The following is a 22,242-nucleotide window of genomic DNA, read 5'->3' as shown; positions in this document are numbered from 1 at the left end:
GCCGGCCGGGCGTGGGGGGATCGGGTGGAGCGGGCGGTGGTGACGGCGCGGAGGGCTACGCGAAGCGCTGGTTCGCGGATCCGTCACAGCTGCGCAGGCGCAGCGGTTCGTGGGCGGCGGCCACGGTCAGGCACATGCCCGGGGCGGCGGCGGGGCGCAGCGTGGCGCCGTCGCGGACGAACTGCTGGTTGGCTCCGCCGTGGCAGTTCCAGATGATCAGGCCGGCGCCGGAGCCGTAGTCGGCGCCGGGGACGTCGAGGCAGCGGTCCTGGGTCAGTTCGATGTGGACGGACCTGCGGGCGGTGTCGTGCCACCAGCCCTGGTTGCGGCCGCCGTGGCAGTCCCAGCCGACGATCTTCGTCTGGTTGGCGCTGGAGCCGCCGAAGGAGTCGAGGCAGTTTCCGGTGGCCTCGTTCCTGAGCGGCGTGAACGCGTCGTCCCAGGCTCCGGCCCGCAGGACCGGGCGGCCGGTGCTGGCGGGGTCGGCGCAGGAGGCCTCGCGCAGGCCCGAGTCGTAGAGCTGGGTCAGGCAGGACGCGAAGGCCCCGTGCCCGCGGTAGTTGGGGTGGAAGGACTGGCGGGCGGTGTTCTCGTCCCACGGGAAGTGGTCGCCGAGGTCCAGGTAGAGCCCGCGGGCCCAGGTGTCCTCCATGCACACTTCGTGGCCGTGGAAGAGGCGCGAGTTGTCGAGGTAGATCGCGCCGGAGGCCAGGGCGGCTGCGCGGATGCCCTTCTCGAAGGCGGGCACGGCGTGGTTGCGGCCCCAGGTGGCGTCCGAGTCGTAGCCGGCGCAGCCGCCCGGCAGCTTCCCGGGGAAGTTCGGGTTGTCGCGGAAGTCGGGGCCGATGGGGCTGGGGTAGCCCATCACGACGAGCTTGTAGTCGGTGTCGGCGTAGCCGGCGTCGCGCATGACCGTTCTGAGGTCCGCGACCGTGGCCTCCACCTTGGGCTTCAGACCGTCGACGCGGGCCTGCCAGCCCGGGGCGTAGGTGGGCTCGCAGGTGCCCTGGCTGAGGATCCAGCGGGTCACGCAGTCGGTCATGACCGGGCCGAACTGGAGGTCGTCGTTGGCTCCGGCGACCAGCAGGACCATCTTGATCCTGGTGTTGCGGGCCTTGATGGCGAGGTTGTCGCTCTGCACCAGCTCGTCGGGGTACTGCTTGCTGCCGCCGATCCTGATGTTGCCGGTGTAGCCGCCGGAGCAGGCGACGTTGAAGGTGAGGTCGGCCGGGATGCCGGTGCGGTGGATCGCCGCGTCGGGCGAGCGGTGGCACTGGTTGTCCGGCGTGTTGGTCGCCGGGTCGTAGGTGCCGACGCCCTCGCCCGAGATCTCGCTGTCGCCCAGCGAGATCAGGCCGGTCTTGCGGTCGGCCTGCGGGCGTACCGCGGGGTCTCCGTAGATCTTCACGGCCTCGGCGGCGCGGACCGCCTCCAGTTCGGGCGGCAGGGGTGTGACGACCCCGGTGGTGGCGGCCGCCTGGGCCATGGGGGTGACGGCGGTGACGCCCCCCAGGGCGGCCGCGAACGCCACGACGGCGGCGAAGGTAGATCTGAGCGCGGGTCTGGTACGGGCACGTGCCATGAACGCCTCCCCGAATGTCGGTGTTACCCACGGTATTTACTGGTCGGTAGGGGAGTTGGGAACACTTTCAACAAGAGAATCGCTCAACTTTCCGAGGAGGCCACAGACATGACAGAAAATCAGCAGAACGACGGATTCCGAACCGAGCACGACTCCATGGGCGACGTGCGGGTCCCCCTGCACGCCAAGTGGCGCGCGCAGACCCAGCGCGCGGTGGAGAACTTCCCCGTCTCGGGACAGCGGCTGGAACGGGCCCACATCGAGGCGCTCGCCCTGATCAAGGCGGCGGCCGCCCTCGTGAACGCGCGCCTGGGCGTGGTGGACCAGGACGTCGCCGACGCGATCCGGTCCGCCGCCGCCGAGGTCGCGGCAGGACGCTGGGACGACCACTTCCCCGTGGACGTCTTCCAGACCGGGTCCGGGACCTCGTCCAACATGAACACCAACGAGGTCATCGCCACCCTGGCCACCGAGCGCCTGGGTCGGGACGTGCACCCCAACGACCACGTCAACGCCTCGCAGAGCTCCAACGACGTCTTCCCGTCCTCCATCCACATCGCCGCCACCGGCGCCGTCGCCGACGACCTGATCCCGGCCCTGGAACACCTCGCCGCCGCGCTGGAGCGCAAGGCGGCCGAGTTCGCGCACGTGGTCAAGGCCGGCCGGACCCACCTGATGGACGCCACTCCGGTCACCCTCGGCCAGGAATTCGGCGGCTACGCGGCCCAGATCCGCTACGGCGTCGAGCGCCTGCGCGCGTCCCTGCCGCGCCTGGCCGAACTCCCACTGGGCGGAACGGCGGTGGGCACCGGCATCAACACCCCGCCCGGCTTCTCCGCCGCCGTGATCGCCGAGGTGGCGGTCGCCACCGGGCTGCCGCTGACCGAGGCGCGCGACCACTTCGAGGCCCAGGGCGCGCGGGACGCGCTGGTGGAGACCTCGGGCATGCTCCGCACGGTCGCCGTCTCGCTCACCAAGATCTGCAACGACCTGCGCTGGATGGCCTCCGGCCCGCGGACCGGATTGGCCGAAATCAACCTCCCCGATCTGCAGCCCGGGTCCTCGATCATGCCCGGGAAGGTCAATCCGGTGGTCCCGGAGGCCGTCCTGATGGTGGCCGCGCAGGTGATGGGGAACGACGCCACCGTCGCGGTGGCGGGCGCGGCCGGCAACTTCGAGCTGAACGTGATGCTCCCCGTGATGGCCAGGAACCTCCTCGAATCGATCCGGCTGTTGGCCGGCGCGAGCCGCCTGCTGGCCGACCGCACGGTCGACGGGATCACCGCCGACGAGGCCCGGGCCAGGGAGTACGCCGAGTCCTCCCCCTCCGTGGTGACCCCGCTCAACCGCTACATCGGCTACGAGGAGGCCGCGAAGGTGGCCAAGAGGTCCCTCGCCGAGCGCAGGACGATCAGGGAGGTCGTCCTGGAGTCCGGCTACGTGGAGCGCGGCGCCCTCACCCTGGAACAGCTCGACGAGGCCCTGGACGTCCTCCGCATGACCCATCCCTGACCAGCCGCCGCCCCGGGCGGGGTCCGGATCCGGACGTTCGCCGTGCCCGCATCGCTCCGTGACCCGCGCGGCGGCGGGCTTACGGGCCGCCACCCTAAGATCTGCGCATGACAGGTACTTTCACGCCCGGGAGCGGCCGGGCGCAGGACGCGCCGCCGGGTCCCGCGCGCGGCACGCGCTGGGCGCCCGGGGACCGGATCCTCTGGCGCTACCGCGACCACGCCCCGGGGCTGGAGGGTGCGGTGCACATCTGCCGCCCGGTGACCGTGGTGCAGGACACCGACGAGACGCTCGCCGTCTGGATGGCCCCCGGCACCGAATGCGTCAAGCCGGTCCTCGCCGACGGCACCCCCGTCCACGAGGAGCCGCTCGCCACCCGGTACACCGCGCCGCGCACGACCGCGCGCTCGCGCTGGTTCGGCAGCGGTGTTCTGAAACTGGCCCGCCCCGGGGAGCCGTGGTCGGTCTGGCTGTTCTGGGGGCCGGGCTGGAGGTTCGAGAACTGGTACGTGAACCTGGAGGAGCCGCGGACCAGATGGGCCGGTGGAGTGGATTCCAAGGACCACTTCCTCGACATCGCCGTGTACCCCGACCGGAGCTGGAAGTGGCTGGACGAGGACGAGTTCGCCCAGGCCCAGCGGTCCGGTCTGATGGGCCGTGAGCAGGCCCGGCGGGTGAGGGAAGCAGGTCGTGCCGCGGTCGCGGTGATCGAGGAATGGGGGGCTCCGTTCTCGGCCGGCTGGCAGGACTGGCGGCCGGATCCGGCCTGGCGCATTCCGACCCTGCCCGAGGACTGGGACCACACCCCGGCGCATATGACCTCATGAGACCCTTGATGCGCCCCCGGGGTTCAACCGTAGGATCGTCCTCCGCGGGGTCGCACACGCGGGACGGTGCGTTCGGGCAGCGCATCGGCAAGTGTCCTTCTGCACACGGGATCTGACCGGAGGTCGGCTGACAAGGAGAGGCGACGACGGGGCGGGGATCCGCCCGGGGAGCTCCCTGCCACAGGCCGGGGGAGAAGTTCGAGCGAGGAACCTCTGGGCGATGGTGCCCGGGCCGCTGAGCGGGTATACCGCGACTGACCGAGTTGAGTGCAGCGCACATCGAGCGCAAACGGACGGAATTCCACGCGTGACGGAGTACCCCACCTCCCAGGAGGGCCCGCAGCCCGTCGCCTCCGGCGGAGGTACGGACGAGCCCGGCCACGGCAAGGCGCCCATCGCCGCCTCCGAGGCCGTACGCACGCATGCCGCGGGCACCGCTCCCGCGGCCGAGCCCGGAGCGGCTGCGGCTGCCGACGTACGGGCCGCACGCTCGGCGGCCGGCCCGGGCCCGGGGCTCCCCCGGCCGCGCGCGGCGGCGTCGGCGGAGGCTCCGGGCGCCCCGGGCTCCGGCCAGAGCCACGACAACGCCCGCCCCAGGGAGGCCGAGGACGTCCACGGCACCGCCGCGCGCGGCGCGGGAGCCGGTCCGGGGGCTGGTCCTCCGGCCCCCGCGGGCGCCGGTGGCGGCGCGGCGGGCCTCCCCGGTGCCGGGGGGTCCGTCCCGGCGGGCTCGGCTGCCGCAGGCGGGGGCGTCGCGGACGCGGGCGCCGCGCGCCGCGAGGGGGACCGGCTGCGCTTCGTCGGCGCCGCCACCCGGCGGATCGCCCGCGGCATCGACCTCGACGAGATCGTGCTCGGCCTGTGCCGGGCAACCGTCCCGACCTTCTCCGACGCCATCCTGGTCTACCTGCGCGATCCGCTGCCGGTCGGCGACGAACGGCCCGTCGGCCCGGTCGTTTTAAGGCTGCGCCGCACCGACCGGCTCCGGCCGATCGACGATCTCACCGACATCAGCAGCACCATCGGCGCGGGGATGGACCTCGCCGGGGCCGCGGGGGCCACCGGCGAGCTCGACTTCAGCCAGCTGCCGCTGGTCGGACCGCAGGGCGACCTGCCCGCGGCCGAGCTGTGCGAGATCCGGCCGGGCGGCGCGCTCGCCGAAGTGCTGCGCGGCGTACGGCCCGTCTTCGGGTCCTCCGCCGCCGCCCGGGCGGCGCTGCCCGAACTGCTCGGGCTGGACCATCCGCTGCCGAGCGGCGACCGGGCGGTGCTCGCGCCGCTGCGCGGCCGCCGCCGGGTGATCGGCGCCGCCGTCTTCCTGCGCAGCCCCGAGCGGCCCGCCTTCGAACAGAACGACCTGCTGGTCGCCGCCCAGCTGGCCACCCACACCGCGCTCGGCATCGACAAGGCGGTCCTCTACGGCCGCGAGGCGTACATCGCCGACGAGCTCCAGCGCACCATGCTGCCCGACAGCCTGCCGCAGCCCACCGGAGTGCGGCTGGCCTCCCGCTACCTGCCCGCGGCCGAGACGGCCAGGGTCGGCGGCGACTGGTACGACGCCATACCGCTGCCCGGCAGCCGGGTGGCCCTCGTCGTCGGCGACGTCATGGGCCACTCCATGACCTCCGCCGCGATCATGGGCCAGCTCCGCACCACCGCCCAGACCCTGGCGCAGCTGGACCTGCCGCCCGCCGAGGTGCTGCACCACCTGGACGAACAGGCGCAGCGTCTGGGCACGGACCGCATGGCCACCTGCATGTACGCCGTCTACGACCCCGTCGCGCACCGGATCACCATCGCCAACGCCGGCCACCCGCCGCCGGTGCTGCTGCACCTGGGCGGCCGGGCCGAGGTGCTCCGCGTACCGCCCGGTGCCCCCATCGGCGTCGGCGGCGTGGACTTCGAGCCGGTGGAGCTGGACGCGCCCGCGGGGGCCACCCTGCTGCTCTACACCGACGGCCTGGTGGAGTCGCGCCTGCGGGACGTGTGGACCGGTATCGAGCAGCTGCGCGAGCGCCTGGCCACCACCGCCCAGCTGACCGGCCTGGACCACCCGCCGCCACTGGAGGCCCTCTGCGACGACGTCCTGGACATGCTGGGCCCGGGTGACCGGGACGACGACATCGCGCTGCTCGCGGCCCGGTTCGACGGCATCGCGCCCAGTGACGTCGCGTACTGGTTCCTGGACCCGGAGGAGACCGCCCCGGGCCGGGCCCGCCGGTTCGCCCGCCGGGCGCTGACCCGGTGGAGCCTGGAGGAGCTGAGCGACTCCCTGGAGCTGCTGGTGAGCGAGGTGGTCACCAATGCGGTCCGGTACGCGGAGCGGCCCGTGACGCTGCGTCTGCTGCGTACGGACGTGCTGCGCTGCGAGGTCGGCGACGACTCCCCGCAGCTGCCCCGGCAGCGCCGGGCGCGGGACACCGACGAGGGCGGCCGCGGCCTGTTCCTGGTCAACCGGCTGGCGCGGCGCTGGGGCGCGACCCGACTCAGCAGCGGCAAGGTCGTCTGGTTCGAACTGCCGTTGCCGGGGAAGGGCGAGCGGCGCTGACCGCCCGCCCGCGGACCGGGCCCCTGGAACACCGCCGCCCCGCAGCCTTTCTCGGCTGCGGGGCGGCGTCCCTCAGTTGTTGCCCTGGATTTCACCCGGGACCGGCGGGTCCGGCGGCTTGGGACCGTTGGTCTTGGTGGCCGTGGCCGTCGGGGACGTCGTCCCGCTGGGCGACGGGCCCGTCGCGGTGGCGGTGGGAGTCGGCGACGTCTGCGTCGGGGACTGCGTCGGGCTGCTGGTCACCGCCGACGCGCTGGCGGACGGGCTCGCCGAGGCCGTGGGAGAGGCGCTGCGCGACGGCGTCTGCACGGCGCCCATGTCGGCCTCGGAGAGCTGGAACCGGCCGGTGTCCACGCCCTTGAGGGCGGCGAGGGTGTACGCCCGCCAGATGGAGGCGGGGAAGCTGGAACCGCCCGCGCGCCCGAGGCCGGCGGTGCCGGTCAGAGTGACCTGGTTGTGGGTGGTGGGGTCCTCGCCGAACATCGCGACGACCGTGACCAGCTCGGGCGTGTAGCCGGTGAACCAGGCCGCCACGTTGGACTCGGTGGTTCCGGTCTTACCGCCGGCCTGGTAGGCGCTGCTGCGGACCTTGTTGCCGGAGCCGCCCTCGTCCTCCACGACCCCCTGGAGCACCTTGGTGACGGTGTCGGCGGTCTTGCGGCTGATGGCCTGGCTGCCGACGGCCTGCTGGGGCGTGAACTTGACGTCCTTGTGGTCCGCCTTCTTGATGATGGTCGGCGTGACCTTCTTGCCGTGGTTGTCGAACGTGGCGTAGACGCCCGCCATTTCCAGGGTGTTCGCGCTCATCGTGCCCAACGCCATGGCCGGCTTGTCCTCGGGCCAGCCGTCGCGGTCCTGCATGCCGAGTTCCAGGGCCGTCTTCTTGGCGTTGACCGGCTTCACGTCCACGATCATCTGCGCGTAGACGGAGTTGACCGAGTAGTTGGTCGCCTCCTGGACCGTCATCATCGGGTTGCCGTAGTTGGTGTTGTCCTGGTTCTGCGGGTTGAACGGGATCTTGCTGCCGACGACCGGGCGCTTGCTCGTCCCGTCGTAGAGGGCGTTCGGGGTGATCGGCTTGCCGTCCTGGGTGGTCGAGCCGTTCTCCAGGGCGGAGGCCAGGACGATCGGCTTGAAGGTCGATCCCGGCTGGTAGTCGGTGCGCAGCGCGTTGCTCGCGGCCTTCTGCTCCAGCCCCACGCCGCCGTACATCGCGACGATGGCGCCGGTCTTCGGGTCGACGGAGGTCGCGCCGGCCTGGACGCTCTGGTCCTGGGGCCTGCCCTTGGTGTCCTTGCGGTCGAGCTTGGACTCCAGCTCGTCCTGGACCGCCTTCTCCAGCGCCGACTGCTTGCCCTTCTCGATGTTGAGCGTGATGTTCCAGCCGCCCGCCGTGATCATGGCGTCGGTGATGTCCTGCTTGTTCAGCTCGTCGTTGGCCGCCTGGACCAGGTAGCCCTTCTGCCCGTCCATGCCCGGCCGGGGCTTCGGCTTGATGGGCTCCGGAAGGGTCATGGTCTTGCGCTTGGCCTCGTCCAGCTTGCCCATCTCGACCATGTTGTCGAGGACGGCGTTGAAGCGGATGTGGACCAGGCGCGTGCCGTTCGGGCCGGCGGTCGCCAGGTCGTACTGGCTGGGAGCCTGGATGACCGCGGCGAGATAGGCCCCCTGTTCCAGGGTGAGCTTGTCCGCGTCGACGCCGTAGAAGGCCTGGGCGGCGGCCTGGATGCCGTAGGCGTTGCGGCCGTAGAAGTTGGTGTTCAGGTAACCGGCGAGGATGTCGTCCTTCTCCATGCGCTGGTCGACCTTGAGGGCGATGACGAGCTCCCTGAGCTTGCGCGTCGCCGACTGATCCTGCGTCAAGTAGTAGTTCTTGACGTACTGCTGGGTGATCGTCGAGCCGCCCGCCGTGCCCTTGCCCCGGACGGTGTTGAACAGGCCTCGGGCCACGCCCATCACGTCAACGCCGCGGTCGTGGTAGAAGGACTTGTTCTCGATGGCGATGAAGGCCGTGCGGACGTCGAGCGGGATCTTGTCGATGGGCACGATCTCGCGGTTCATCTCGCCGGTGCGCGCCATGATCGAGCCGTCGGAGTACCGGTAGGTGTTGCTCTGGAGCGTGGCCTGGTCGTTCGGGTCGGTGGGCTCGTCCACCGAGAAGTACAGGACGATCGCCGCGGCCATGAGGAGCAGGACGAGCCCCAGGAACGTGCCCAGGATCTTCTTCCAGGTGAAGAAGCGGCCTATGCCGGTGCGCTTGCCGGTACCCCCGCTCCCCTTGGCGCCCTTCGCGCGTCCGCTCGGCGCCCGCCGCGCACCGCGCTGCTGCGCCTTACGCACTTCTGCTCGGCCCATCGCTCCCGCTCCGCTCGATTACCCCCCCGACGTCAGCTCAGAAAGCTAACACCGCAGGCTGTGACAAAGATTGGCCAATCCGGACTATTACCGGTCATTTCGGACGTGAGAATCAGCACCCACGTCACAGGAACCGACGCTCACATAAGCCGATGGGTTGCCATTACGCAAAAAAGTGATATCACTTTGCTAGGCGGCCCGATCGGCCGCGCGCAGAGAAACGGGGCGAACCATGACGAACCACATAGCCAACCCGGACGGCGTACGGGAGTTCGCCGCACGCAGCGTCGGCGGCGCACTGGCGCTGCTGCTCGGGCTCGCCGGCCTGCTCGCGGGCGCGGGTCTGGTCACGGCGGGGGCGGTGTCGGCGGCGACCGCGGCCAAGGTGGCCCTGATCGTGGTCGGCGTCCTCCTGGCCTTCTCCTCCGTCATCGCGATGAGCGGCCTCAACACGGTGGCTCCGGGCGAGGCCCGGGTCGTCCAGCTCTTCGGCCGCTACCGCGGCACCATCCGCACCGACGGGCTGCGCTGGGTCAACCCGCTGACCTCGCGCGAGAAGATCTCCACCCGGGTGCGCAACCACGAGACGGCCGTCTTGAAGGTCAACGACGCCTACGGCAACCCGATCGAGCTGGCGGCGGTCGTGGTGTGGCGGGTCGAGGACACCGCGCGGGCCGTCTTCGAGGTCGAGGACTTCACCGAGTTCGTCGAGACGCAGACCGAGGCGGCGGTCCGGCACATCGCGATCGAGTACCCGTACGACGCGCACGAGGAGGGCGGCCTGTCGCTGCGCGAGAACGCCGAGGAGATCACCGAGAAGCTCGCCGCCGAACTGCACGCCCGGGTGGAGGCCGCCGGCGTGCAGATCATCGAGTCCCGGTTCACGCATCTCGCATACGCTCCCGAGATCGCCTCCGCGATGCTCCAGCGCCAGCAGGCGGGCGCCGTCGTAGCGGCCCGCAAGCAGATCGTGGAGGGAGCGGTGGGCATGGTCGAGCTCGCCCTGACCCGTCTGGCGGAGGAGGAGATCGTGGACCTGGACTCCGAGCGCAAGGCGGCCATGGTCTCGAACCTGATGGTCGTCCTGTGCGGCGACCGCGCCGCCCAGCCGGTGCTCAACACGGGCACCCTCTACCAGTGACCCCCTCCGGCGAGGAGAAGCCGACGGGCCGCCAGGCGCGCAAGCAAGTGCTCCTGCGACTCGACCCGCAGGTGTACGACGCACTGGCCCGCTGGGCGGGCGAGGAGCTGCGCAGCACCAACGCGCAGATCGAGTTCCTGCTCCGCCGGGCCCTCGCCGAAGCCGGCCGGCTCCCCTCCGCCCCGGGCCCCATCCCCCGACGAGGCAGGCCCCCCAAGCCCACCAACTGACCGCCACCGCACGCCGCTCCCGCGCCACCCACGGGAGCGGCGTGTGCGTTTCCGCAGGCCGGAGCTCCACACACCCCGCGTAGACACCCCATGTATACACCTCGCGTATACACGCTGTGTATAGTCGTCGGCATGTCCATCGGTCACACCCTCCTGGGCCTCCTCGAGGCCGGCCCGCGCCACGGCTACGACCTGAAGCGGGCCTTCGACGAGAAGTTCGGCCACGACCGCCCCCTCGCCTACGGCCAGGTCTACTCGACCATGTCCCGGCTGCTGAAGAACGGCCTCGTGGAGGTCGACGGCATCGAGAGCGGCGGCGGCCCCGACCGCAAGCGGTACGCCATCACCGACGCCGGCATCACGGACGTCGAGACCTGGCTCTCCCAACCGGAGAAGCCGGATCCGTACCTCCACTCGACCCTCTACACGAAGGTCGTCCTCGCCCTGCTCACCGGCCGCCGCGCCGATGAACTGCTCGACACCCAGCGGGCCGAGCACCTGCGCCTGATGCGGGTGCTGACGACCCGCAAGCGCAAGGGCGACCTCGCCGACCAGCTCGTCTGCGACCACGCCCTGTTCCACCTCGAAGCGGACCTGCGGTGGCTGGAGCTCACCGCCGCCCGCCTCGGCCGGCTCGCCCAGGAGGTACGCCGATGACGGCCCCGGCCGGCTCCCTGCTCGCCGCCACCGGCCTGCGCAAGGCGTACGGGACCACCACCGCCCTCGACGATGCCGAGTTCTCCATCCACCCCGGCGAGGTCGTCGCCGTCATGGGCCCCTCCGGCTCCGGCAAGTCCACCCTGCTGCACTGCCTCGCCGGGATCGTGCCGCCCGACTCCGGCTCCATCGTCTACGACGGCCGCGAGCTCACCTCCATGAGCGACGCGGAGCGCAGCGCCCTGCGCCGCACCGAGTTCGGCTTCGTCTTCCAGTTCGGGCAGCTCGTACCGGAGCTGACCTGCGTGGAGAACGTCGCCCTCCCGCTGCGCCTGACCGGCGCCAAGCGCAGGGAGGCCGAACGCACCGCCCTGCACTGGATGGAACAGCTCCAGGTGGAGGACCTCGGCGCCAAACGGCCCGGCGAGATATCCGGCGGTCAGGGCCAGCGGGTGGCCGTCGCCCGTGCCCTCGTCACCGGCCCCCGGGTGATCTTCGCCGACGAGCCCACCGGCGCCCTCGACTCCCTCAACGGCGAACTCGTCATGCAGCTGCTCACGGAGGCCGCCCGGTCCGCGAACGCCGCCGTCGTCCTCGTCACCCACGAGACGCGCGTGGCCGCCTACTCCGACCGCGAGATCGTGGTGCGCGACGGCAGGTCCCGCGACATGGAGCGGATCGTATGAGCCGGCTCCAGGCATGGGCGCGCGACCTCGGCATGGGCGCCCGCTTTGCCTTCGGCGGCGGCCGCGAAGGGTGGATCCGCACCCTGCTCACCGGCGTCGGCGTCGGCCTCGGCGTCGCGCTGCTGCTGATCAGCACGGCCATCCCCGGCGCCCTGGCAGCACGCTACGAGCGCGGCGACGCACGCTCGACGATGAGTTCCGAGCAGCCCGACGCCCCCGGACCCGACACGCTGCTCATCACCCGCATCAACCAGACCTACCGCGACAAGGACATCGAGGGGTACGCGCTGCGCGCCGAGGGGCCGCGGGCCCCACTGCCGCCCGGTCTGACGAGGCTCCCCGCCGCGGGCGAGCTGGCCGTCTCCCCTGCCCTGGGCGAGCTGCTGAAGTCCTCCGAGGGCGCTCTACTGCGCGAGCGGCTGGCCGGGCCGGTCGGTGAGACCATCGGCGACCCCGGGCTGGTCGGGCCCGGCGAACTGCTCTTCTACCTCGGCAGCGACAGCCTCGCCAAGAGCGGCCCGACGGACTACCGCGTCGACCGCGTCACCGCCTTCGGCCATGACGTCGCGCGCGAGGGCCTCGACCCCGTGCTCATGCTGATGGTGGTCCTGACCTTCGTCGCCCTGCTGATGCCCGTGGCCGTGTTCATCGCCACCGCCGTCCGCTTCGGCGGGGAGCGGCGCGACCGCAGGCTCGCTGCCCTGCGGCTGGTCGGCGCCGACAGCCGGATGGTGCGCCGGATCGCGGCCGGCGAGGCACTGGCCGGCTCCCTGGTCGGACTGGTGTTGGGCGCCGGCTTCTTCGCCGTCGGCCGCTCCCTGGTCGGCAGCGTCAGCCTTCGGCAGCGCAGCGTCTTCCCCGCCGACCTCGACCCGGCACCCTGGCTGGCCGCCCTGGTCGCCGTCGCGGTGCCCGCGGCGGCGGTGGCCGTGACCCTGTTCGCGCTGCGCGGTGTGGTCATCGAGCCGCTGGGGGTCGTCCGTACGGCCAGGCCCGCCCGGCGCCGCATCTGGTGGCGGCTGCTGCTGCCGCTGGTCGGCGTGGGACTGCTCCTGCCCCTGGGCGGCCGCGGCAACGACCACGGCCGGTTCAACCAGTGGCAGGTCAGCGGTGGCGTGGTCCTGCTGCTGGTCGGAATCACCGTCCTGCTGCCCTGGCTGCTGGAGCGCTTCGTCGGGAAGGCCTCCGGCGGCCCCGTCTCCTGGCAGTTGGCGGTACGTCGGCTGCAGATCGACAGCGGCGGCGCCGCCCGCCTGGTCAACGGCATCGCCGTGGCCGTCGCGGGCGCCGTCGCCCTCCAGATGTTCTTCGCGGGCGTCGAGGGCGACTACACGAAGTCGACGGGCCAGGATCCCGCCAGGGCCGCCGTGGCGGTCATGGTGCACGGTGGGACGGGCAGCGGCATGGACGGCCTCGCCGGGCGGATCGCCGCCGTGCCGGGCGTCACCCGCGCCGTTCCGCTGACCTCCACGCAAGCGGCCCATCGGATGCCCGCGGAGGAGGAGACGGTCCAGATGACCATCGGCACCTGCGACGCGCTCGGAGAGGTCGCGGTGCTCGACTCCTGCACGGACGGCGACGCCTTCCTCCTGGCCGCCTCCGCCGCCGCCTCCGGGGACGGCTTCTACGGGGGCACGGCCCGGGCCGGCGACGAGCTGTTCATCGGCGACGTGCGGTGGAACGGGTCCGCGACGGCCGACGACCCCGCTCCGGCGAAGTGGACGGTTCCGGCGGGCACCCGCGCGGTCCCCGGCCGGGAGGACCCCACCGGAGCGCTGCGCAGCGGCCTGCTGGTGACCCCTTCGGCCGCACCGAAGGAGCTTGGCGACTTCGCGGACATGCGGATCTTCGTCCAGGTCGACGAGTCCGGTCCGGACGTCCTGGACCGGGCGCGCAACGCCGTCTTCGCCTCCGATCCGCTGGTCACGGCGATGACGCTGCGGGAGCACCAGCAGGCCGCCGGCTTCTCCTCGGTGCGCACCGGGCTGTTCTTCGGGGCGGCCGCCGTACTGGTCCTGATCGGTGGGAGCCTGTTCGTCTCCCAGCTGGAGCAGCTGCGCGAGCGGCGGAAACTGCTGTCCTCCCTGGTCGCCTTTGGCACCAGGCGGTCCACGCTGAGCCTGTCGGTGTTGTGGCAGACGGCCGTGCCGATCGCGCTGGGCCTGCTGCTGGCGGCCTGCGTGGGCGTCGGGCTGGGAGCCGTCCTGACGTCGATGGCCGCCCAGCCGGTCCGCGTCGACTGGCCCTCGGTGCTGGGGATGACCGGGGTCGGTGCGGGCGTGGTGGCCGCCGTGACCCTGCTCAGCCTGCCGCCGCTGCTGCGCCTGATGCGCCCGGACGGCCTGCGTACGGAGTGACCCGTACGCCCCGGCGCCCCGTTCCCGGTGGCCCGCTCCCGGTGGCCCGGCGACCGCGTCAGTCGGTGGGCCACACGGGGAGCGGGCGTACGGCTTCACGCAGGGCGGCGGCGATCGCCGCGAACTCCTCCTGGCGGGCGGTCCCCGTACGCATGGCCAGGGCAATCCGCCGCGAGGGCGCCGGTTCGGCGAAGCAGCCGGTGGAGAGGTACTCGTTGCGGGCGGTCTCCAGTCGCAGCGCGGTGCGCGGCAACAGCGTCACCCCCAGTCCCCCGGCGACCAGTTGTACGAGCGTGGACAGTCCGGCGGCGGTCGTGGTGACGTCCGCCCCGGTGGTCCGTCCGGCCTCCCGGCAGATGTCGAGGGCCTGGTCCCGCAGGCAGTGCCCCTCGTCGAGCAGCAACAGCTGGAGGTCGCGCAGCTCGTCGAGCGGGATGTCGCGGCGGCCGGCCAGCGCGTGCTCCCGGGGCGCGAGCAGCACGAAGTCCTCGTCGAAGAGCGGCAGTTCGGTCACTCCGGGAACGCCGAGCGGCACCGCCAGCAGGAGCAGGTCCAGGCGCCCGCCCGTCAGCCCCTCCACCAGCGAACCGGTCTGCTCCTCGTGCACCTGGAGGTCCATCCGCGGGTAGCGCCGGTGGAACAGCCCCAGCACGGTCGGCAGCAGGTAGGGCGCCACGGTGGGGATCACTCCCAGCCGCAGCGTCCCGGTGAAGGGGGCCCGCACCGCCTCGGCCTCCTCCAGCAGCCCGCCGACGGCGTCGAGCACCACCTGGGCCCGGGCGGCGATCCGCTCTCCCGCGGGGGACAGCAGCACCTTGCGGGTGGTGCGCTCCAGCAGTTGCACGCCGAGGGCCTCCTCCAGCGCCGAGACGGCACCGGAGAGCGCCGGCTGGCTCATACCGATGGCCGCGGCGGCGTCGCGGAAGTGCAGGTGCTCGGCGACCGCCGCGAAGGCGCGCAGCTGAGCGAGGGTCGGCTGCTTCGCTCCCCTATTACCGACAGCCACTGATAGGTACCTCCGATCACCCGAAGCAAGACTAGCTATTTCCATAATCAATGCAGGCTGTGCCAGCATGTGAGACACGTCCAACCCCATTGGAAATCCCCCAAAAGGGGTCTTTTCCTCTTGAACAAGGAGAGCGCGTGCTCACTGTTGGTGACAAGTTCCCCGCCTTCGACCTGACCGCCTGCGTCTCGCTCGAGGCCGGTGCCGAGTTCGCGCAGATCGACCACAAGACCTACGAGGGCAAGTGGAAGGTCGTCTTTGCGTGGCCTCTCGACTTCACCTTCGTATGCCCGACCGAGATCGCCGCCTTCGGCAAGCTGAACGACGAGTTCGCCGACCGCGACGCGCAGGTCCTCGGCTTCTCGCTCGACTCCGAGTACGTGCACCACGCCTGGCGCAAGGACCACGCCGACCTGCGTGACCTGCCCTTCCCGATGATGTCGGACATCAAGCGCGAGCTCTCCGCCGAGCTGGGCATCCTCGGCGAGGACGGCCTGCCGATGCGCGCCGTCTTCATCGTGGACCCGAACAACGAGATCCAGTTCTCGATGGTGACCGCCGGCTCCGTGGGCCGTAACCCCAAGGAGGTCCTGCGGGTCCTCGACGCCCTGCAGACCGACGAGCTGTGCCCGTGCAACTGGAACAAGGGCGACGCCACGATCGACGCCGGCGCGCTGCTGGCCGGTGAGTGACGGATGTCCCTCGACTCCCTGAAGGCGTCCGTCCCGGACTTCGCCAAGGACCTGAAGCTGAACCTCGGTTCGGTCATAGGCAACAGCGACCTCCCGCAGCAGCAGCTGTGGGGCACGGTCCTGTCCTGCGCGATCGCCGCCCGCTCCCCGCGCGTCCTGCGTGAGCTGGAGCCGGAGGCGAAGGCGAACCTCTCGCCGGAGGCGTACACCGCCGCCAAGTCCGCTGCCGCGGTCATGGCGATGAACAACGTCTTCTACCGCACGCGCCACCTGCTCTCCGACCCGGAGTACGGCAACCTGCGCGCGGGCCTGCGGATGAACATCATCGGCAACCCGGGCGTGGAGAAGGTCGACTTCGAGCTGTGGTCCCTCGCGGTCTCCGCGATCAACGGCTGCGGCCAGTGCCTGGACTCGCACGAGCAGGTCCTGCGCAAGGCGGGCGTCGACCGCGAGACGGTCCAGGAGGCCTTCAAGATCGCCTCGGTGATCCAGGCCGTGGCGGTCACCCTCGACGCCGAGGCCGCCATCGCCGGCGAGTGACAGCCGCCCCGTACGACGCCAGGGCCCCGCGACCGGAAACGGTCGCGGGGCCCTGGCGTCTTCGGTCGTCGGCGTCGCCCGACGGCCCGCCCCGCCGCGTCCGGCTCGGGAGGGGACCGGCGCGTGCCCTACTCCTTGAGTGCCGCCAGCAGCGCGCGGGCGTCCTCGATCATCGCCGCCTGCAGCTCGGCCCCATCGGCCGGGGCGTTCGAGCGGTCGACGGTGGTGTAGGCCTCGATCGTGAACACCGCTCCGCCGTCCAGCACCTTGAGCCGGACGAGCGTCTCCCCGGGGGCCGAGAAGAACACGGCGCGCTCACCGAGGCCCTGCACCGCCTCGTTGCGCCCCTCACCGATCGCGGCGACGAGCCCGAGCGGCGGTGCGTCGAACTCCGCCGCGGGATCGGTCTTCCGGTGCAGGTCCACCTGCACCCGTACCGTGAGGGTGGACACGATCTCGCCGTTCTGCAGGTTGCAGATGGCCCCGCGCACGGCCGGATGTTCGCTCTCCTTGTTCACCGGCCGGTAGCCGTGCAGATCTCCCCCGATCCTGCTCAGCGCCCGCGCCTCGAAGTCCTGGCACAGGTTCTTCGTCGCCCGGTACGCGACCTCCGGCGCGGCCAGCCGGTCCCCCAGGGCGAACAGCCCGCCCGCCCAGACCGCGGAGGCGACCACGGCCCCGCCCAGCGCCCACAGCCACGGCCGCCGCACCCCCGGGCCGTCCGCCTCCCATCCCTCCGCCTCCGGCCCGTGCGGCGCGAGCCGCTCCGCCGGCCGTGCCGCCCGGTCGGCCTCCCAGCCGCCTTCGAGCTCCGGATCGCTGATCATCCCCGTCCCCCCGTTCGTTCCCGCTCCCCCGAGCGCCGTCGGTAGCGCCCCGGCGTCTTCGATCATGACATCCCGACCGCGGCCTACGGCCGGGAGTGTTCCGCGTCGCCGTCGGGCACCACGCCCAGCGCCGTCGACCCGTGCGGCGCGGGGCCCACCATCCCGGCCCCGAGGTGGTGCTGGTCCCGCGAGTACGCCTTCAGGTAGCCCACCACCGTGTTGGTGACGGCCACCAGCGGAACGGCCACCACCGCCCCGCCGATGCCGGCGATCATCCCGCCGGCCGCCACCGCGAGCACCACCGCGAGCGGGTGGACCCGTACCGCCCGGCCGAGGATGAAGGGCTGGAGCACGTGCCCTTCGATCTGCTGCACCGCCAGGACTACCAGCAGCGTCATCAGGGCGGTGAACACCCCCTGGGTCACGAGCGCCACGACCACCGCGAGGGCTCCCGAGATCACCGCGCCGACCAGCGGGATGAAGGCGAACAGGAAGATGAAGACGGCCAGCGGCACCGCCATCGGCACGTCCAGGAAGTAGAGCCCGAGGCCGATGAAGATGGCGTCGATGAGCGCGACGATGACCGTGCCGCGCACGTACGCGGTCAGCGTGCGCCAGGCGCGCGGACCGGCGCCGGCGACACCGGCGCGGGCGGCCGCGGGGACCAGGCCGAGCGCCCAGTTCCAGATGCGCTTGCCGTCGTAGAGCAGGAAGAGGGTCGAGAACATCGCGAGCAGCATGCCCGTGAGGATCTCGACGAGGACGGTCACGCCCTGGAGTCCGGCGGAGGTGATCTGCTCGGTGTTGGTGCCGATGGTCTCGCTGAGGTTCTTCGCGATGTCGTTGATCTGCTTCTCGGTCACGTGGAACGGACTGTCCAGCGCCCAGAGTTTGAGCTCGTTGATGCCGTCGCGGACACGGTCGGAGAGGTCGTCGAGGTTCTCCATGACCTGCCAGACCACGAACCAGCCGACCAGCCCGATGACGACGAAGCCGAGGACCGCCGTGACGGCCGTGGCCAGACCGCGCGGCAGGCCCAGTCTGCGCAGTCGGACGACGAAGGGCTGGAGCATCGCGGTGACGAGCATGGCCGCCGCGAAGGCGAGGACGACCAGGCGGACTTCGCTGATCACCTTCATCAGCACCCAGAGCATCCCGGCGAGCAGCAGCAGCCGCCAGCTGGCCTCGGCGGCGACGCGCATCCCCCACGGGACCACGCTCGCCGGATCGGGCCGCTCGGGGCGCCGGTAGGGTTCGAGGCCGGCCGCCGCCGGTACCACGGGCGCCCCCGCCGGGGCGTCGGACGGCACCGGAGCCGCCGGCACCGCCGGGGCCCGCCGTGCCGGTTCGGGCAGGTCGCCGCCGGACTCGGCCTCGACCTCCGCGCGCCGCTCGTTGAGCCGCGCCTGCATCGCCGTCAGCCTGTCGCCCAGCCGGCCGAGCCAGCCGTCCCTCTTCGCCATGTCGCTTCCTTCCCCCGCCCCCCGTCTACGGGCACACCCCGACGACCGTACACGCGGGGAGCCCCGCACCGTACGACGGTGCGGGGCTCCCGGAGGTTGAGCGGTGGGGCCGCGAGGCGGCGGCCGTCAGTACCAGCCGTTGGCCTGGTGGAAGCTCCAGGCCCCGCAGGGGCTGCCGTAGCGGTCTTCCATGTAGTTCAGGCCCCACTTGATCTGCGTGGCGGGGTTGGTGCGCCAGTCCGCGCCGGCCGAGGCCATCTTCGAACCGGGCAGCGCCTGGACCAGACCGTAGGCCCCGGAGGACTTGTTCACGGCCAGGTAGTTCCAGGTGGATTCCTGGTTGATGATGTTCGAGAAGCACTGGAACTGGCCGGCCGGGACCATCTGCTGGGCGATGGCCTTGACCTGAGCGACCGTGTAGGAGCTCTGCACGGCGAAGTCACCGGCGTCGCGGGCGGCGGAACGGCTGGCGACTTCCTTCGCCTCGCGTTCCTTCCTCGCCTTCTCGTCGGCCGCCTTCTGCGCCTCGGCCTTCTTGGCCTTGGCGTCCTCGGCGGCCTGGAGGCGTGCGGCCTCCTCCGCCGAGCGCTTGGCGTCGACGTCGGCGGCGTACGCGATGGTGTCGGCCTGCTGCGTCAGGGACGCGCTCTGGACCTCCGCCTGGTCGCCGACCGGGATGTCCGCGAGGAGGGTCGCCCCGGACGCGGTCGTCTCAAGATCGTTCGTGGGGTCGCCGGTGGCAACGCCCACGACTGCGCCGACGGTGGTGACCGCGGTGGCCGAAGCCACTGCGAACCCCCGGACCGAGATCCGGCTCACACGGTGTCCTTCCAGCAGCGTCCGCAGTGACCACGCGGCGCAAAAGTGCCCTCGACTCTGGCCTCCGTGGTGCGACGGTCACTGGAGGCGCGGGCCCGTGGGCAACTCCCCTGCGGGGGCTGCCGCGTGAAGCTCCGGGCGGCATACGGCCATCGGCTGTGGAGTTGTGGTGCTGCGTGTACCTCACGGGAGATACAGGTGTGCCGTATGCGGGGCCTGACGGAAACCAGACTCTGCCGGACCTCGACGCCGCAAGGCAATTCTCCGTTGCGTGGGAAAGGTCACACCTGGCATCTCGCCGTCGTTTTCCTCAAAGGGCTATGCGGCACGACGCCACCCGGCTAGGCTTCTCTGCCTTTGCCGGGCGGCGTCAACTCACCTTCCGCTATGAGGTTTTTGACCGATTCGACGGCCCGCCGGACGGGGGCGCCTGCTCACCCCGCCTCAGAGGGTCTCCAGCATCTCGGTGACCAGAGCGGCGATCGGGGAGCGCTCGGATCGCGTCAGCGTGACGTGCGCGAAGAGAGGATGCCCCTTCAGCTTCTCCACCACGGCGACCACTCCGTCGTACCGGCCGACCCGCAGGTTGTCCCGCTGGGCGACGTCGTGCGTCAGAACGACCCGCGAATTGGCCCCGATCCGGGACAGAACGGTCAGCAGGACGTTCCGTTCGAGCGACTGCGCCTCGTCCACGATCACGAAGGCGTCGTGGAGCGAGCGGCCGCGGATGTGCGTGAGCGGCAGGACCTCCAACATCCCGCGGTTCAGCACCTCCTCGATGACCTCGCGGCCGGCGACCGACGAGAGCGTGTCGAAGACGGCCTGAGCCCAGGGGCTCATCTTCTCGGAGGCGTCGCCGGGCAGATAGCCGAGGTCCTGGCCGCCCACCGCGTACAGCGGCCGGAAGACCATCACCTTCTGGTGCTGCCTACGCTCCAGCACCGCCTCCAGGCCGGCGCACAGCGCCAGGGCCGACTTGCCCGTGCCGGCCCGGCCGCCCATCGAGATGATCCCGATCTCGGGGTCGAGGAGGAGGTCCAGCGCGATGCGCTGCTCGGCGCTGCGCCCGTGCAGCCCGAAGGCGTCGCGGTCGCCCCGTACGAGCTTGACGTTGCCGTCCGCCGTGACCCGACCCAAGGCCTTGCCCCGCTCGGACTGCAGGACCAGCCCGGTGTGCACGGGCAGCTCCGCGGCCTCTGGTACGTAGAGCCGCTCCTCCGAGTAGAGGAGGTCGACCTGCTCCCCGGAGAGGCCGATCTCGCTCATGCCGGTCCAACCGCCGTCGGTGATGGCGAGCTCGGCGCGGTACTCCTCCGCGATCAGCCCCACGGAGGAGGCCTTGATGCGCAGGGGGAGGTCCTTCGAGACGACCGTGACGTCGTAGCCCTCGGCCTGGAGGTTGCGTGCGACCGCGAGGATCCGCGAGTCGTTGTCCCCCAGTCGGAAGCCGGCGGGAAGGACGCTGGGGTCTGAGTGGTTGAGCTCGACGCGCAGGGTGCCGCCCAGATCTCCCAGTGGGATGGGGGCATCCAGGCGACCGTTGCGAACCCGGAAGTCGTCCAGCAGGCGCAGGGCCTGGCGCGCGAAGTAGCCGAGTTCGGGATGGTGCCTCTTTGCCTCCAGCTCGGTGATCACCACGATCGGGAGCACGACCTCGTGCTCGTCGAAGCGGGAGATCGCGTTGGGGTCTGCCAGCAGGACGCTGGTGTCGAGGACGTAGGTCCGCCTGTCGGGCAGGCGGCGCTTTGTGCTGGTCACCACGGAAGGACGTACCCCCTCGGAAGAGGTCGGGCCATGAAGACCGGACCGGTCATCGGCACCCATGCCAGGGCCGATTTCCGGCCCTCCACTGCGTCCGTGCGAACCGCACGTGCGTCCTGGTGCAAAGGGCCTCCCGGGCGGACGGCCCCATGCCGTCCGCTGAGACTCGACACCCGTGGATCGGGCATCGACCTGAAAGGGATATTCCCCGATCAGGCCAGGCCATGCCATGGCATATGACGGACGCTCGGTGAATCCCTGGTGAAGGCTTCGAGGGGAGGGGAAGGTGGGGCGGAGGGGCACCGGAACGGCCGGAAACCGCTCGAAGGGGGCCTGTCGCCCGGGGCGGGCGCGCGGGACCGGCCCCACAGCACGCCCCTACACAGTGTCAGGTGCCGTAGCGCCGGTGACGGGCCGCGTAGTCGCGCAGCGCACGGAGGAAGTCGACCTTGCGGAAGGCGGGCCAGAAGACCTCGCAGAAGTAGTACTCGGAGTGCGCGCTCTGCCACAGCATGAATCCGGACAGTCGCTGCTCACCACTGGTGCGGATCACCAGGTCCGGGTCGGGCTGGCCGCGCGTGTAGAGGTGCTCCGCGATGTGGTCGATGTCGAGGATCTCGGCGAGCTCCTCGAAGGAGGTGCCCTTCCGGGCGTGCTCCAGGAGCAGCGAGCGCACGGCGTCGGCGATCTCCTGGCGGCCGCCGTAGCCGACGGCGACGTTGACGAGTATCCCGTCGATGTCGTGGGTGGCCTGCTCGGCCTCCTTGAGGACCGTCTGCGTCCCGGCGGGCAGGATGTCCAGGTTGCCGACGTGGTGCACGCGCCAGCGGCCGTCCGCGGCCAGTCCCCGCACGGTGTTCTCGATGATGTTGAGCAGCGGGCGGAGCTCGACCTCGGGGCGGTCCAGGTTGTCCGTGGAGAGCATCCACAGGGTGACGACCTCGACGTCGGTCTCGGTGCACCAGCCGAGCATCTCGGAGATCTTGTCGGCTCCGGCCTGGTGGCCCTGCTCCGTCGTACCGCCGGACGCCTTGGCCCAGCGACGGTTCCCGTCCAGGATGACGCCGATGTGCTTGGGCGCCGCGTCATGGTCGAGGCGGCCTTCCACCCGGCGTGCGTAAAGCCTGTACACCAGGTCGCGCAGCTTCACGATCTTCCAGCCCCTCCGTGCCTTGCCCCCGTGCGAAATGCGGTCCCTCCCCCGAGGCCGCCACATTACTGCGCGGCGGGATCGGGTAC

18 protein-coding genes are annotated in these 22,242 nt (G+C 71.4%); 10 read left to right on the top strand and 8 right to left on the bottom strand.

Going from position 1 to position 22,242, the window contains the following annotated elements:
* Positions 1 to 55: 55 nt before the first annotated feature.
* The gene (locus R4Z63_RS21110; protein WP_384450991.1) at positions 56 to 1,582 is read right to left on the bottom strand and encodes a ricin-type beta-trefoil lectin domain protein; all 1,527 of its coding nucleotides are present in this window, start codon (positions 1,580 to 1,582) and stop codon (positions 56 to 58) included.
* A gap of 108 nt (positions 1,583 to 1,690) precedes the next feature.
* On the opposite strand from R4Z63_RS21110, the gene R4Z63_RS21105 reads away from it, so the two are divergent.
* From R4Z63_RS21105 to R4Z63_RS21095, 3 genes are all read left to right on the top strand, one after another.
* Positions 1,691 to 3,094: a class II fumarate hydratase gene (locus R4Z63_RS21105; protein ID WP_384450988.1), complete on the top strand. Its 1,404-nt coding sequence runs from the start codon at positions 1,691 to 1,693 to the stop codon at positions 3,092 to 3,094.
* Positions 3,095 to 3,201: 107 nt separating this feature from the next.
* Positions 3,202 to 3,921: a cytidylyl-2-hydroxypropylphosphonate hydrolase gene (gene fomD, locus R4Z63_RS21100; protein WP_384450985.1), complete on the top strand. Its 720-nt coding sequence runs from the start codon at positions 3,202 to 3,204 to the stop codon at positions 3,919 to 3,921.
* 307 nt (positions 3,922 to 4,228) lie between these two features.
* The gene (locus tag R4Z63_RS21095) at positions 4,229 to 6,469 is read left to right on the top strand and encodes a SpoIIE family protein phosphatase (RefSeq protein ID WP_384450982.1); all 2,241 of its coding nucleotides are present in this window, start codon (positions 4,229 to 4,231) and stop codon (positions 6,467 to 6,469) included.
* Positions 6,470 to 6,541: 72 nt separating this feature from the next.
* Here R4Z63_RS21095 and R4Z63_RS21090 read toward each other — a convergent pair whose 3' ends face one another.
* The gene (locus R4Z63_RS21090) at positions 6,542 to 8,824 is read right to left on the bottom strand and encodes a transglycosylase domain-containing protein (RefSeq protein ID WP_384450979.1); all 2,283 of its coding nucleotides are present in this window, start codon (positions 8,822 to 8,824) and stop codon (positions 6,542 to 6,544) included.
* 232 nt (positions 8,825 to 9,056) lie between these two features.
* On the opposite strand from R4Z63_RS21090, the gene R4Z63_RS21085 reads away from it, so the two are divergent.
* The 5 genes from R4Z63_RS21085 (at position 9,057) to R4Z63_RS21065 (ending at position 13,895) form a co-directional block, all read left to right on the top strand.
* Positions 9,057 to 9,965 carry an SPFH domain-containing protein gene (locus tag R4Z63_RS21085; protein ID WP_384450976.1) on the top strand — a complete coding sequence of 303 codons (909 nt, stop codon included), beginning with the start codon at positions 9,057 to 9,059 and terminating at the stop codon, positions 9,963 to 9,965.
* Positions 9,962 to 10,195: a type II toxin-antitoxin system antitoxin gene (locus tag R4Z63_RS21080; protein WP_037919398.1), complete on the top strand. Its 234-nt coding sequence runs from the start codon at positions 9,962 to 9,964 to the stop codon at positions 10,193 to 10,195. The genes R4Z63_RS21085 and R4Z63_RS21080 overlap by 4 nt, the downstream gene beginning before the upstream one ends.
* A gap of 132 nt (positions 10,196 to 10,327) precedes the next feature.
* The gene (locus R4Z63_RS21075) at positions 10,328 to 10,852 is read left to right on the top strand and encodes a PadR family transcriptional regulator (RefSeq protein ID WP_037919394.1); all 525 of its coding nucleotides are present in this window, start codon (positions 10,328 to 10,330) and stop codon (positions 10,850 to 10,852) included.
* Positions 10,849 to 11,538, top strand: coding sequence for an ABC transporter ATP-binding protein (locus tag R4Z63_RS21070; RefSeq protein WP_384450971.1), 690 nt, complete (start codon positions 10,849 to 10,851; stop codon positions 11,536 to 11,538). The genes R4Z63_RS21075 and R4Z63_RS21070 overlap by 4 nt, the downstream gene beginning before the upstream one ends.
* Positions 11,535 to 13,895 (top strand): ABC transporter permease, encoded by a 2,361-nt coding sequence (locus R4Z63_RS21065; protein ID WP_384450968.1) that lies wholly within the window; start codon positions 11,535 to 11,537, stop codon positions 13,893 to 13,895. The genes R4Z63_RS21070 and R4Z63_RS21065 overlap by 4 nt, the downstream gene beginning before the upstream one ends.
* A gap of 58 nt (positions 13,896 to 13,953) precedes the next feature.
* Here the strand turns inward: R4Z63_RS21065 and R4Z63_RS21060 are convergent, their stop codons facing one another.
* Positions 13,954 to 14,946 (bottom strand): hydrogen peroxide-inducible genes activator, encoded by a 993-nt coding sequence (locus R4Z63_RS21060; protein ID WP_384450964.1) that lies wholly within the window; start codon positions 14,944 to 14,946, stop codon positions 13,954 to 13,956.
* A gap of 92 nt (positions 14,947 to 15,038) precedes the next feature.
* On the opposite strand from R4Z63_RS21060, the gene R4Z63_RS21055 reads away from it, so the two are divergent.
* Together R4Z63_RS21055 and R4Z63_RS21050 are read left to right on the top strand one after the other, a co-directional pair.
* Positions 15,039 to 15,593, top strand: coding sequence for a peroxiredoxin (locus R4Z63_RS21055; RefSeq protein ID WP_037919384.1), 555 nt, complete (start codon positions 15,039 to 15,041; stop codon positions 15,591 to 15,593).
* Between the two features lie 3 nt (positions 15,594 to 15,596).
* Complete coding sequence (locus R4Z63_RS21050) at positions 15,597 to 16,133, top strand: alkyl hydroperoxide reductase (protein WP_037919380.1); 537 nt, start codon at positions 15,597 to 15,599, stop codon at positions 16,131 to 16,133.
* Positions 16,134 to 16,261: 128 nt separating this feature from the next.
* Here the strand turns inward: R4Z63_RS21050 and R4Z63_RS21045 are convergent, their stop codons facing one another.
* The 5 genes from R4Z63_RS21045 to R4Z63_RS21025 all read right to left on the bottom strand — a co-directional run bounded on the left by R4Z63_RS21045 (position 16,262) and on the right by R4Z63_RS21025 (position 22,153).
* Positions 16,262 to 16,960 (bottom strand): hypothetical protein, encoded by a 699-nt coding sequence (locus R4Z63_RS21045; protein ID WP_052030298.1) that lies wholly within the window; start codon positions 16,958 to 16,960, stop codon positions 16,262 to 16,264.
* An 83-nt stretch (positions 16,961 to 17,043) separates the two neighbouring features.
* Positions 17,044 to 18,423: an AI-2E family transporter gene (locus R4Z63_RS21040; protein WP_384450959.1), complete on the bottom strand. Its 1,380-nt coding sequence runs from the start codon at positions 18,421 to 18,423 to the stop codon at positions 17,044 to 17,046.
* Between the two features lie 126 nt (positions 18,424 to 18,549).
* Positions 18,550 to 19,242 (bottom strand): aggregation-promoting factor C-terminal-like domain-containing protein, encoded by a 693-nt coding sequence (locus R4Z63_RS21035; RefSeq protein ID WP_384450956.1) that lies wholly within the window; start codon positions 19,240 to 19,242, stop codon positions 18,550 to 18,552.
* Positions 19,243 to 19,686: 444 nt separating this feature from the next.
* Entirely contained in the window at positions 19,687 to 21,003 is a 1,317-nt protein-coding gene (phoH2, locus tag R4Z63_RS21030; RefSeq protein WP_037919375.1) for an RNA 5'-3' helicase PhoH2, read from the bottom strand.
* A gap of 388 nt (positions 21,004 to 21,391) precedes the next feature.
* The gene (locus tag R4Z63_RS21025; RefSeq protein ID WP_037919372.1) at positions 21,392 to 22,153 is read right to left on the bottom strand and encodes an isoprenyl transferase; all 762 of its coding nucleotides are present in this window, start codon (positions 22,151 to 22,153) and stop codon (positions 21,392 to 21,394) included.
* Positions 22,154 to 22,242: the final 89 nt, after the last annotated feature.

The organism is Streptomyces sp. PL-29, assembly GCF_058344425.1.
Note: the sequence above shows the minus strand (reverse complement) of the source record. Positions and strands in the feature narration are given on the sequence as shown.

Bases quoted from the DNA above. Each gene is read 5' to 3' on its own strand.
- R4Z63_RS21090 (WP_384450979.1), bottom strand. From the start codon at position 8,824: ATGGGCCGAGCAGAAGTGCGTAAGGCGCAGCAGCGCGGTGCGCGGCGG.
- R4Z63_RS21040 (WP_384450959.1), bottom strand. From the start codon at position 18,423: ATGGCGAAGAGGGACGGCTGGCTCGGCCGGCTGGGCGACAGGCTGACG.
- R4Z63_RS21050 (WP_037919380.1), top strand. From the start codon at position 15,597: ATGTCCCTCGACTCCCTGAAGGCGTCCGTCCCGGACTTCGCCAAGGAC.
- R4Z63_RS21105 (WP_384450988.1), top strand. From the start codon at position 1,691: ATGACAGAAAATCAGCAGAACGACGGATTCCGAACCGAGCACGACTCC.
- R4Z63_RS21075 (WP_037919394.1), top strand. From the start codon at position 10,328: ATGTCCATCGGTCACACCCTCCTGGGCCTCCTCGAGGCCGGCCCGCGC.
- R4Z63_RS21060 (WP_384450964.1), bottom strand. From the start codon at position 14,946: ATGGAAATAGCTAGTCTTGCTTCGGGTGATCGGAGGTACCTATCAGTG.
- fomD (WP_384450985.1), top strand. From the start codon at position 3,202: ATGACAGGTACTTTCACGCCCGGGAGCGGCCGGGCGCAGGACGCGCCG.
- R4Z63_RS21085 (WP_384450976.1), top strand. From the start codon at position 9,057: ATGACGAACCACATAGCCAACCCGGACGGCGTACGGGAGTTCGCCGCA.
- R4Z63_RS21065 (WP_384450968.1), top strand. From the start codon at position 11,535: ATGAGCCGGCTCCAGGCATGGGCGCGCGACCTCGGCATGGGCGCCCGC.
- R4Z63_RS21070 (WP_384450971.1), top strand. From the start codon at position 10,849: ATGACGGCCCCGGCCGGCTCCCTGCTCGCCGCCACCGGCCTGCGCAAG.
- R4Z63_RS21045 (WP_052030298.1), bottom strand. From the start codon at position 16,960: ATGATCAGCGATCCGGAGCTCGAAGGCGGCTGGGAGGCCGACCGGGCG.
- R4Z63_RS21110 (WP_384450991.1), bottom strand. From the start codon at position 1,582: ATGGCACGTGCCCGTACCAGACCCGCGCTCAGATCTACCTTCGCCGCC.